Here is an 11,172-nt window from a genome sequence, read left to right as displayed (position 1 = left end):
CCGGTTTCCCGAAGTTATTCCAGTCTTATAGGTAGGTTACCCACGTGTTACTCACCCGTCCGCCGCTAACTTCAAAGGAGCAAGCTCCTTATCTGTTCGCTCGACTTGCATGTATTAGGCACGCCGCCAGCGTTCATCCTGAGCCAGGATCAAACTCTCCATAAATGAATTATGATGTTTGATTAGCTCATAAAATACTAATTTGTGTGTTATCTCTAACACGTTTGAACCAACAATTTAATGTTGCGTTCGGAATTAACGTTGACATATTGCAATTCAGTTTTCAATGTTCATTACTGCGTTAATGCGTTACAAGAATTAATTATAACATTAAGTTTTTGTTAAGTCAATAATAAATTTCTTTTTTTATTTATTAAGTTTGTTGCGTTTTTAACTCAACATTTAATATTGTATATCCTTTTAACTGATTTAACAAGTGTCAAATTTACACTTTGTAAAAACTTCGTTGACTCGGTTGTTTTGCTATTGTGTCTTGTTTCGACGACTTTTTTATAATATCAAGTTTATTCACAACCGTCAATAATTTTCAGCAATCTTTTTAGTTAAATTTTACCTTTGTGATGTCTATTTATTGTTTTTATGTATTAAAAGTTTATTTAGTGTAAATATATCGGCATATTTCTTAACTTAATGAAGTTGTTTTACCTTCTGTTATCTATAGAAGGAACTAGAATGCATACCAATAAGAAACGGCACCACTACCGTATGTACTCAACTTTTCTAGTTTAGCATCATTCAACATATTCAATATAAAGAAGTAAGAACAAAGAAAAAGGAAAACTCATTTGTTTTAAAAATGAGTTTTCCCTTTTCTTATATCATTAGTATAACTAGATACTAGATAATGTTTTCTTTCTTCTATTGGCTGTTTCTTTTATCTTGGCAGTCTTTGCATAACCCATATATTTCCATACGGTGATGCGTTACATTAAAGTCTGTTACGTGCTGCGCTAATTGTTCTACTTCATCAAGTTGTGGATAATGGAAATCCACTATTTTTCCACAATTATCACAGATAACGTGATAATGATTATGTGTACTGAAGTCAAAACGGCTTGAAGAATCTCCGTATGGTAATTCTTTTACTATACCAATATCTTTAAAAACACGTAAATTATTATATATTGTAGCAACACTTATATTTGGAAAATCAGGTGAAAGTGCTTGATAAATCTCATCGGCTGTAGGATGTGTCTCTGAAGCAATTAAAAATTTCAATATTGCTTGTCGTTGAGGTGTTATTCTAATACCGTTATTTCTTAAAGACGCAATTGAATGTTCTAGTTGATGTTCAACTGTTTCCATCTCTGCACTCATTTCACTCACCATCTTTCTATTTAAGAATAATTATTACTTAATATAAATATAACTGTTTGATGTGTGAAATGTCAATCTTCATTGCTTAAAAGTCTTTAATAGCCTTGTTTAGGATCCACTTCATTCTCAATTAAAAACCCCTTATTGAGAAAATGGTTGAGATTTTTAATGAATATATCCGTAACCTCACTCATATTTTCTTTGCCGTTACCTGTGATATGGGCAGTAATAGTAATATTATCTAATGAATATAATTCATTACTTGGATTTAAAGGCTCATTTTCGAACACGTCTATATATGCGTGTCTAATTTGTTTTTCTTTTAAAGCTTCAATTAATACACTTTCATCAACAATTGTCCCTCTGCCTACATTTATAAATAATGTTGTTTCATTCATTAATTCGAAATGCGCTTTTGTTATGAGGTGTATAGTCTGCTCAGTTTCAGGTAGCGTGTTAACAATTATGTCCGCTTCGGTTAAAGCATTAGAAAGTTCATTTAATGCGAAGGTTTTACTAAATCCCTCTACTGAATGACCATTTGTATTGATACCAATGACTTTCATATTCATTGCGTTTGCAATATTTGTCGTATATTGAGCGATACTTCCTGTACCTAGAAATAAAATTGTTTCTCCACTCACTCTTGAGCCCGTAAGTTTTGAATCATAATATCTATTTTGTTGATTAATATAGGAAGTCCTCATTTTTTTATAGTCATCTAGTATATAAGCTATAATAAATTCTGACATTTGCTTGGCATGTATACCTTTACCATTAGTAAGTAATATATTATGTTTATCAATATAATCTAAAGGTAAACTATTCACACCTGTTGAATACCATGCCATCCATTTAAGGTTTGGACAATTTTCTAAAAATGATTGATTAAGTTTACCATCATAGCCGAATATTATATCTAAATCTTTCTTATCTTGTTCTTCTATTTCAGAAACACCCTTTGTAAATACAAATTCGACAGCTGGATATGCTTCTATTAATTTAGATTCTAAATCTCCCATTCGTTTCAAACTGACAGCTTTCATCTATGTTCACCCCAAGATTTCTTTTAGTTCATCCATTTGTGTTTTAACTTTAACTTTTTCAATTACATCTATTATAATACCATCTTCATCAATAACAAATGTAGTTCTTACAATCCCCATCGATTCTTTACCAAATGATTTCTTCAATTGATAGACACCCACTTCTTCTGACAGTTCATAATTCTCGTCCACTAATAAATCAAAGTTTAGATCTAGTTTTTGGCTGAAATTTTCGTGTTTCTTTTTACTATCTCCACTAATACCATACACTTTGGCATTTAAATCATTAAAGATTGCTAAATTATCTCTAAAATCACATGCTTCAGTAGTACATGTAGGTGTATTATCTCTTGGATAAAAGTAAAGTACAGCTTTACTTCCTTTTATAGATTCATTAGAAATAAACTCTCCCTTTTGATTTTCTAGTTTAAATGATGGAAATTGATCGCCTTTTCTTAACATTTAACTCACCCTATTCCTTTTTATTCTTAATTTTATGATACGATAATAGACGAAATTATTAAATTAAAAGAGGTTGATATGTATGAAATTTACTGAAAGTGAAAAACTTCAAAAATTATCTAATGAGTATATTCTAGGAGGAGTCAATTCACCCTCTCGCTCATATAAGGCAGTTGGCGGTGGCGCACCAGTTATGATGCGCTCTGGTCAAGGTGCATATTTGTTTGATGTAGATGGAAATAAGTACATTGATTATTTACAAGCTTATGGCCCTATTATTACTGGTCATGCACATCCACATATTACTAAAGCTATTCAAGAACAGGCTGCACAAGGTGTATTATATGGTACGCCTACAGAACTAGAAATTGAATTTGCTAAAAAATTACGTGATGCTATGCCTTCATTAGAAAAGATTAGATTTGTTAATTCAGGTACAGAATCAGTTATGACTACAATCCGTGTCGCCCGTGCTTATACTAAAAGAACTAAAATTATCAAATTTGCTGGTCAGTATCACGGTCACTCTGATTTAGTTTTAGTTGCTGCGGGTAGTGGGCCTTCTCAACTAGGTTCACCTGATTCTGCTGGTGTTCCTGAAAGTGTCGCTCAAGAAGTAATCACAGTTCCTTTCAATGATATTGATGCTTATAAGGAAGCTATTGACTATTGGGGTGAAGATATTGCTGCCGTATTGGTTGAACCTATTGTTGGTAATTTTGGCATGGTTAAACCTAAACCTGGTTTCTTAGAACAAGTAAATGAACTTACTCATAATAATGGAAGCTTAGTTATATATGATGAAGTCATTACAGCATTCCGTTTCCATTACGGTGGCGCACAAGATCTTTATAATGTATATCCTGATTTAACAGCCTTCGGTAAAATTGTTGGTGGCGGTTTACCTATAGGTGGATATGGAGGAAAGCAAGATATTATGGAACAAGTAGCACCTTTAGGTCCAGCATACCAAGCTGGTACCATGGCAGGAAACCCACTATCCATGAAAGCTGGTATTGCACTTCTAGAAGTATTAGAGCAAGATGGCGTTTATGAAAAATTAGATGCATTAGGTAAACGTTTAGAGGATGGTTTGCTTTCATTAATTAAAAAACATAATATTACTGCTACAGTAAATAGAGTGTATGGTGCCCTAACATTATATTTTACAGATGAAACAGTAGAAAATTATACTCAGGCTGAAAATACTGATGGAGACGCATTTGCTAAATTCTTTAAATTAATGCTAAACCAAGGTATTAATCTTGCTCCTTCTAAATTTGAAGCTTGGTTTTTAACTACTGAACATACGGATGAAGACATTGATTCAACATTAAAAGCGGTAGATTATGCATTTAGTCAAATGGTATAAACTTGAATTTTACACCCAATCGTTGTATAACAAGTATAAACATTATTTTATTAAATATATTAAGGAGCGGTACATTTGAAATTAGGAGCCCGTATTCTCAAAACAGGTATCGCAATTATACTTGCTTTGTTTATCGCTTCTCTATTACCTGATGAAGCTGGTTTAAAAGCCATTGCTGCAGTCAGTGCTGTCATTGCAATGCAACCAAGTGTTTTTCGTTCAATAAAAACAATTGGGGAACGAGCAATAGGTAACCTTGTTGGTGCTGTTTTAGCAGTAGTGATGGTTACGATATTTGGTAATAATATTGTAATCATGGGTGTTACAGTAATTTTATTAATTGCAATCCTGTTTCGTTTCAAATTGGAACATGTTGCTACGCTAGCAAGTATAACTGCTTTAATTATTATGGGACAACATACTGGTAACTTTTATGTTTCTGCCTTTTATAGATTTGTACTTGTTATGGTTGGTGTGCTTAGTTCTTCAGCAGTAAACCTTTTATTTCTACCACCTAAATTTGAATCTAAAATTTACTATAATTCATTGAATATCTGTTCTGATATTTTTGTATGGTTTAAATTGGTTTTAAATGACACCTCTGAGTATCATCATATTAAAGAAGATAGAGGGTTAATTGTTACTCGTATTGATAAACTCGAAGAAACTTTAGGTTATTATTCAGAAGAAAAACCATGGACTAAAAAGCAACTGTATGCACAAAATAGGAAAAAAATTCTTTTTAAAGAATTAGTCCGTAGCACTCGGAGAGCGTATGAAGTGTTGAGAAAAATGAATCGTTATCAAAATGACCTTCATAATTTAAATAATGAATTACTTTTGCAGATTAAATTAGAAATCGACACATTGATTGCATATCACGAACAAATCTTCATCAGTCTTTCAAAAAAGGCACGGTATGATGTAGATCAACTTGATAGTCAGATTTCAAATCCACAGAAGAAAGATTTGATGGATGCATTTCAAAAAGAAATCATTCAAAATCCTTATCAATCAATGTACTTATATACTAATATTATGCAAATTATTTCAGCAATTGAAGAATATCGTTATATTTTAGAACATTTAGATAGACTACGTATTAGTTTCTTCACGTACCATCGAAATGATAATGAAATTGATATACTAGAAGAAGACTTCGATTTATAAATAAAATACCCTTTGAGCTTAATTTCCATCTGCTCAGAGGGTATTTTTATCGTTTAACACAAAAGCGCACTCAGTATACATTAAAATACCGAGTGCGCTTTTAAATATTTACTGACTATAAATTTTGAATACTATATAGATGTTCGTATGCACCTTTTTTAGCTAATAATGCTGAATGTGAACCACTTTCAACAATTTCACCATTTTCTACAACAACAATTTTATCAGCATGTGTGATTGTAGATAATCTATGTGCAACAATAAGTGTTGTACGATTTGCACTTAATACACTCAAGGCATCTTGAATAATAGACTCACTTTCTAAATCAAGTGCGCTCGTCGCTTCATCTAAAATAATAATTGGCGGATTATTTAGGAAAATACGGGCAATAGAAACACGTTGTTTTTGTCCACCAGAGAGTTTAACCCCTCTTTCGCCTACTTCTGTATCGTAACCTTGAGATAATTCCATGATAAAATCATGCGCATTGGCCATTTTAGCAGCATTAATAACTTCTTCATCTGAAGCATCTGGTTTACCTAATAATATATTTTCTTTAATTGTATCCGAGAATAATATATTATCTTGTTGAACTAAGCCAATTTGTCTTCTCAAGCTACCTGTTAAATATGACTTGATATTGGTACCATCAATTTTTATTTCGCCTTCGGTAACATCATAGAACCTAGGTATTAAATTGATTAAAGTAGATTTTCCTCCACCACTCATACCAACAAATGCCACAGTTTCACCTTGATTAATTTCTAAATTAATATCTTTAAGGATATTTGCTTCATTTTGATCATATTTAAACTTAACATTAGTTAATTCGATGTGTCCCTGTTTTATTTCTATTGGCAGTGCACCTTTTTTATTTTTAATGTCGTAATCTTCATCTAAAAGTTGGAATACACGGTCCATTGACGCAAAACTTTGTGTCAATGTTGTAAATGAAGAAACTAATCTACGAAGAGGACCAAATAGTTGTTCAAGATAGCCCACGAAAGCAGCTAAAGTACCTACTGTTATTGATCCATTGATTGCTAAGAACCCTCCTGTACCAATAACGATTAAAGGTCCAATGTCTGTAACCGTATTAATTGCTGAGAATGAATAAGCATTCCAACGCGTATGATTAAACGCTCTTTGTAAGAAATTTTGGTTATGTTTATCAAAGTTTCCTGCTTCATTATCTTCAATCGCAAAACTTTTTATAACTGACATCCCTTGTACACGTTCATGTAAGAATCCTTGTACTTCTGCCAATGCTTGTGATCTCTTTCTTGTTAAACTTCTCAAACGACCAAAGAAGAAATACACAGTTAAAATATATACAGGGAATATAATAAGTGCGGCTAAAGTTAACTGGACATCTAAGAAGAACATAATAGTTAATGCAATAATAATAGTTATGCAGTCAAGCCATATATTCATTAAACCAGTTAATATAAAGTCTTTAGTTTGCTCAACATCATTAATAACCCTTGAAATAACTTGACCTGCTTGGTTATTCGCATAAAATCTTGAACTCAAAGCTTGCAAATGATGATAAAGCTTTTTACGTATATCATATAAAATTTTGTTACTTGTCCACTGTGCTAGATATTGTCTTAAAAACTCAATTGGTGGTCTTACTATCACAAAGATAAACGCTGCTATACCCATTGCAACTAATAATTTTGTGATTTTTTCTTCTACTGTTATCGCACCATTATTGATAATATCGTCAATGACATATTTAATTAATAATGGAATCAGCATCGGAATACCAAATTTTAGAATACCTACAAGTATAGTGGCAATGATTCGCCATTTATATGGTCGAACAAATTGTAAATATCTGCGAATCATAAAACGATTCCTCCCCACACTATATTTGCAAATGAAACAGCCTATGTTGATGGTCCAACTAGGCTGCTAATTTATGCACTATCTAAAGTTGTTTGACAATTTCATTTGCGAATACGAATATTTTATAGCAAACTTAATTTTTTCTTGTTTGTATTGTTCACATTCATATCACTATAAATGATAATTAAATTAAAAACATTAAATCTGCTTAATAATTTCTAACTTTTTTGTATCGTTCTCGCCAAACTTTAATAAAGTCTGGAGCAAACGGACCTTTCTTCTGTTCAATCCATTGCTGTAAAATATCTACATTTCTTCTTAAAATCACGTCGATATCAGATGAATAATTCATTTGTTTCATATGCTGCTCGTATTCATCTTCATCTAGTAAATGATATTTACCGTTTGGATATACTTTAATATCTAAATCGTAATCGATATATTTTAAAGCTTCTTCATCACAAACAAATGGTGAAGATAAATTACAATAATAATAAACGCCATCTTCTCTAAACATACATATCACGTTAAACCAATATTCAGAATGAAAATATACAATTGCAGGCTCTCTCGTAATCCATGTACGACTATCACTTTCTGTGACGAGCGTATGATCATTCCCACCGATAACAACATCTTCCGTACCTTTTAATATAGTAGTTTCAGACCAAACACGATGAATATTACCATCATGTTTATAACTTTGAATCTTAATTGTCTGACCTTCTTTAGGTATGGATTCTTTTACCATGCTCCACACCACCTTTTCTTAATTTCACATATAGAATTATAACATACCTCAAGATACAACACCGAATCTAACAATGTTTAGTTATGAAATTATATATTTTTGTCATACTTACAGGAAAATTAAAGTCTTCTTTTTCTGTTAACTGCATCCACACCATATTCTCTGGTAAAATAATGTCATCTTTATGCACATTTTCTTGAGATATAAACACTTCAATATCCCATGTGATATGTGTAAATTGATGTTTTAATTTAAATGCAGGTGTTTGATCAAATATCACTTGTGTCCCTAATACTGTGTTGATATGCTTATCTTCCTCTGCTTCGTACATTGGAAATTCCCACATATTATTCAATAATTTTTGTGTACGTTTTTCAATTAAATAAGCATTATCTTCATTTTGAAGAAGATAAACATGCTGTTTTATATGTTTCTTCTTAACTTTTGTTGTTTTTACAGGCAATGATTGAACAGTCCCTTGTTCAAATGCTTCACAATGATCTTGAACCGGACAGAATAAACATAATGGAGCTTTCGGTGTACATACCAATGCACCTAATTCCATCATTGCTTGGTTAAATGTACCGGCATCTTGCTCAACGTATGGTTGTAATTCATTCTCAAATGCTTTACGTGTTGATTGCAATTTCGTATCTCTCTCATCATTGTTTAGTCGTGACCATACTCTAAAGACGTTTCCATCCACAGTTGCTAAAGGTTTGTCGAAAGCAATACTCATAACTGCTGCTTGTGTATAAGGGCCTACACCTTTTAACTTTCCAAATGTCACCGGTTCGTCTGGTACGACACCGTTGTAACTTTCATGTACTTCTTTTATTGCCGTGTGAAAATTACGTGCTCTACTATAATAGCCTAAGCCTTCCCAATATTTGAGCACTTCATCTTCATGTGCTTGACTTAACTCAGTAATAGTTGGGAAGCGATGAATGAATCTATGATAGTAATCTATAACCGTTTTAACTTGGGTTTGTTGTAACATTACTTCACTCAACCATATATAATATGGATTAGAGGTTTCTCTCCAGGGCATTTCACGTTGATGTTCGTCAAACCATGTAACGAGATTATTCTTGAATTTTGACTCATTAAACATTTTACACATCTCTTTCTATTAGTAATTCTTAAAAATTTCAAAATAAATTTTAGTATGTTATTTTTATTATTTATGATATTAGATTATAATGAATATATATTATTGACATGAAACGAGTTGAATACTTATGGATACAGGCACACATATTGTCATGGGTATCGGTTTAACAGCTTTAGCTACTCAAGACCCGGCAATGGCAGGATCATTTGTAGCCACAGCTACCACATTAGTAGTTGGCTCTTTAATACCTGATGGCGACACTGTTTTTAAATTAAAAGATAACGCTACCTATATATCAAATCATAGAGGTATTACACATTCAATACCCTTTACGATATTATGGCCTTTATTAATTACTTTATTAATTTTTACATTTTTCAAAAACGTTGATATAACACATGTTTGGCTATGGGCTCAGCTTGCAGTATTTCTACATGTGTTTGTAGATATTTTCAATTCTTATGGTACACAAGCGCTAAGGCCTATTACTAACAAATGGATACAACTCAGTGTAATTAATACGTTTGATCCAATTATATTTATCTTGTGGTGTATCGGAATACTGCTTTGGTTAGTTGGGATTCATCCATATCTTGTGTTTTTCCCAATTATCGCTATTCTTGTAGTATATTATATCATTCGCTTTAGAATGCAAGCTGTGATTAAACAACAAGCTCTAAAACAAATTCAACAAGAACATAATCCAGTAAAAGTATTTGTAGCTCCGACAATTCGCTTCATGCAATGGCGTGTTGCAATACAAACTGAAGAACATGATTATGTGGGACGTAGTTTTGGTAGAAACATTGTATTTAGTGACAAATCAAAACGTCACCCATTTCCAAGTGATGATTTAATGCAATATGTTGAAGGTGATAAATATATTAAAACATTCCTTAACTTCTCAACTATTTATCGTTGGGAAGCTAGAAAATTAGATGATGAAACAACCGAAATCAGATTAATTGATTTACGTTATTTAAAAAATGGACATTATTCTTTTGTAGCTATTGCCCATTTAGACGATGAAATGACTATCGATCATTCTTATATCGGCTGGGTCTTTAGCGAAGATAAATTACAGAAAAAATTATTTGCAAAGTAACACGTTAAAGAATTTAATACCTCTAAATACAATAAGAACTGGAAAGATTCGTTGATTGATAACGAATCTTTCCAGTTCTTTTCTTATTTTAGTTTAATTAATAATCCATAATCTTTAATCTTTTTCGTTTAAGTCATCCGCTTCAATCATATTTTCATCTGTATCTGAATGCGAAACAATGGTTTCATCAGGAATTGCGTACAAATATTTTCTGTGTGCCATTATTCGATATTTAGCAAAAATAACTACACAAAGTATTGCTAAAAATAATATATAATATAAATGATAAGGTATATTATTCAAGCTTAACGCACCAAGTACGACCGACTGTGAAACACCTTCAATAAGGTAATATAGTGGATTCAACATTAATATGTGCGAGATCAGTGTCGTATTACTTGTTGGTATAAAGAGTATTGGAACAATAAAAAACATCACTAATGAAATCACATAAAACATGACATTGATTTTGCGACGAACAATAGCTGAAAGACCTAATATTGTCGATACAAGTATCATGAATAGCATCGACATTACAACGTAATAAAACGTAGAGGGTATAGAACTTTCAATATTAACAGGTGTTGCATATATCATAATAATTAAAGTTATAAACATTGTTATACTCGTAATGATTGCTATAACAACATTTTGAAATATTGGATTCAAGTTAAATAGCTTACCAGTAAAGTAATCAATTTTGTAAGTGTTATAGCTTCGATATACAGCAATCCAAATATAAGCAAAAGTTGTTAACCCAGCCAATCTAAAATAGGCACGAGCTTGAATTAGTTCTTCAGTGCCTTTTATTTTAAATATTAACATTAATAAAAATAGCAATGCCAAGCTTGATAAAAATGGTATGACAAGCCATACCCACTGTGATTTTAATCGGTGATATGCTTGTGTGCTAAGATATGGCACGTTTTTAAAAAAACTAATTATACTATCAATCATTCTTT

10 protein-coding genes and 1 rRNA gene (1 of these 11 running past the window's edge) are annotated in these 11,172 nt (G+C 31.9%); 3 read left to right on the top strand and 8 right to left on the bottom strand.

Features of this window, described 5'->3' with window-relative positions; all coding sequences use genetic code 11:
- The 4 genes from SOJ_RS06140 to SOJ_RS06125 all read right to left on the bottom strand — a co-directional run.
- Positions 1–165, bottom strand: a 16S ribosomal RNA gene (locus SOJ_RS06140) (it extends 1,388 nt beyond the left edge of the window).
- Positions 166–879: 714 nt separating this feature from the next.
- A complete protein-coding gene (gene perR, locus SOJ_RS06135) occupies positions 880–1,338 on the bottom strand; it encodes a peroxide-responsive transcriptional repressor PerR (RefSeq protein WP_002512518.1) in 459 nt (152 codons plus the stop codon).
- A gap of 95 nt (positions 1,339–1,433) precedes the next feature.
- Positions 1,434–2,384, bottom strand: coding sequence for a phosphoglycerate dehydrogenase (locus tag SOJ_RS06130; protein ID WP_002507227.1), 951 nt, complete (start codon positions 2,382–2,384; stop codon positions 1,434–1,436).
- 6 nt (positions 2,385–2,390) lie between these two features.
- Positions 2,391–2,846, bottom strand: coding sequence for a peroxiredoxin (locus SOJ_RS06125; RefSeq protein WP_002507226.1), 456 nt, complete (start codon positions 2,844–2,846; stop codon positions 2,391–2,393).
- An 82-nt stretch (positions 2,847–2,928) separates the two neighbouring features.
- Here SOJ_RS06125 and SOJ_RS06120 point away from each other — a divergent pair, with 82 nt between their 5' ends.
- Positions 2,929–4,218: a glutamate-1-semialdehyde 2,1-aminomutase gene (locus SOJ_RS06120; protein ID WP_002507225.1), complete on the top strand. Its 1,290-nt coding sequence runs from the start codon at positions 2,929–2,931 to the stop codon at positions 4,216–4,218.
- A 75-nt stretch (positions 4,219–4,293) separates the two neighbouring features.
- Positions 4,294–5,388, top strand: coding sequence for an FUSC family protein (locus SOJ_RS06115; RefSeq protein ID WP_002507224.1), 1,095 nt, complete (start codon positions 4,294–4,296; stop codon positions 5,386–5,388).
- Between the two features lie 115 nt (positions 5,389–5,503).
- Here the strand turns inward: SOJ_RS06115 and SOJ_RS06110 are convergent, their stop codons facing one another.
- The 3 genes from SOJ_RS06110 to mutY form a co-directional block, all read right to left on the bottom strand.
- Positions 5,504–7,240, bottom strand: a complete 1,737-nt coding sequence (locus SOJ_RS06110; protein ID WP_002507223.1) for an ABC transporter ATP-binding protein — start codon at positions 7,238–7,240, stop codon at positions 5,504–5,506.
- Between the two features lie 208 nt (positions 7,241–7,448).
- Positions 7,449–7,991 (bottom strand): nucleoside tri-diphosphate phosphatase, encoded by a 543-nt coding sequence (gene ntdP, locus SOJ_RS06105; protein WP_002507222.1) that lies wholly within the window; start codon positions 7,989–7,991, stop codon positions 7,449–7,451.
- A gap of 67 nt (positions 7,992–8,058) precedes the next feature.
- Positions 8,059–9,105 carry an A/G-specific adenine glycosylase gene (gene mutY / locus SOJ_RS06100; protein ID WP_002507221.1) on the bottom strand — a complete coding sequence of 349 codons (1,047 nt, stop codon included), beginning with the start codon at positions 9,103–9,105 and terminating at the stop codon, positions 8,059–8,061.
- Between the two features lie 127 nt (positions 9,106–9,232).
- Here mutY and SOJ_RS06095 point away from each other — a divergent pair, with 127 nt between their 5' ends.
- Positions 9,233–10,210: a metal-dependent hydrolase gene (locus tag SOJ_RS06095; protein WP_002507220.1), complete on the top strand. Its 978-nt coding sequence runs from the start codon at positions 9,233–9,235 to the stop codon at positions 10,208–10,210.
- A gap of 114 nt (positions 10,211–10,324) precedes the next feature.
- Here the strand turns inward: SOJ_RS06095 and SOJ_RS06090 are convergent, their stop codons facing one another.
- Positions 10,325–11,167 (bottom strand): hypothetical protein, encoded by an 843-nt coding sequence (locus tag SOJ_RS06090; protein ID WP_002507219.1) that lies wholly within the window; start codon positions 11,165–11,167, stop codon positions 10,325–10,327.
- Positions 11,168–11,172 lie beyond the last annotated feature (5 nt).

The sequence above is a fragment of the Staphylococcus sp. OJ82 genome (genome assembly GCF_000294465.1).
Taxonomy (GTDB): Bacteria; Bacillota; Bacilli; order Staphylococcales; family Staphylococcaceae; genus Staphylococcus; species Staphylococcus equorum.
Note: the sequence above shows the minus strand (reverse complement) of the source record. Positions and strands in the feature narration are given on the sequence as shown.

Bases quoted from the DNA above. Each gene is read 5' to 3' on its own strand.
- SOJ_RS06130 (WP_002507227.1), bottom strand. From the start codon at position 2,384: ATGAAAGCTGTCAGTTTGAAACGAATGGGAGATTTAGAATCTAAATTA.
- SOJ_RS06095 (WP_002507220.1), top strand. From the start codon at position 9,233: ATGGATACAGGCACACATATTGTCATGGGTATCGGTTTAACAGCTTTA.
- SOJ_RS06090 (WP_002507219.1), bottom strand. From the start codon at position 11,167: ATGATTGATAGTATAATTAGTTTTTTTAAAAACGTGCCATATCTTAGC.
- SOJ_RS06120 (WP_002507225.1), top strand. From the start codon at position 2,929: ATGAAATTTACTGAAAGTGAAAAACTTCAAAAATTATCTAATGAGTAT.
- SOJ_RS06125 (WP_002507226.1), bottom strand. From the start codon at position 2,846: ATGTTAAGAAAAGGCGATCAATTTCCATCATTTAAACTAGAAAATCAA.
- mutY (WP_002507221.1), bottom strand. From the start codon at position 9,105: ATGTTTAATGAGTCAAAATTCAAGAATAATCTCGTTACATGGTTTGAC.
- ntdP (WP_002507222.1), bottom strand. From the start codon at position 7,991: ATGGTAAAAGAATCCATACCTAAAGAAGGTCAGACAATTAAGATTCAA.
- SOJ_RS06110 (WP_002507223.1), bottom strand. From the start codon at position 7,240: ATGATTCGCAGATATTTACAATTTGTTCGACCATATAAATGGCGAATC.
- perR (WP_002512518.1), bottom strand. From the start codon at position 1,338: ATGAGTGCAGAGATGGAAACAGTTGAACATCAACTAGAACATTCAATT.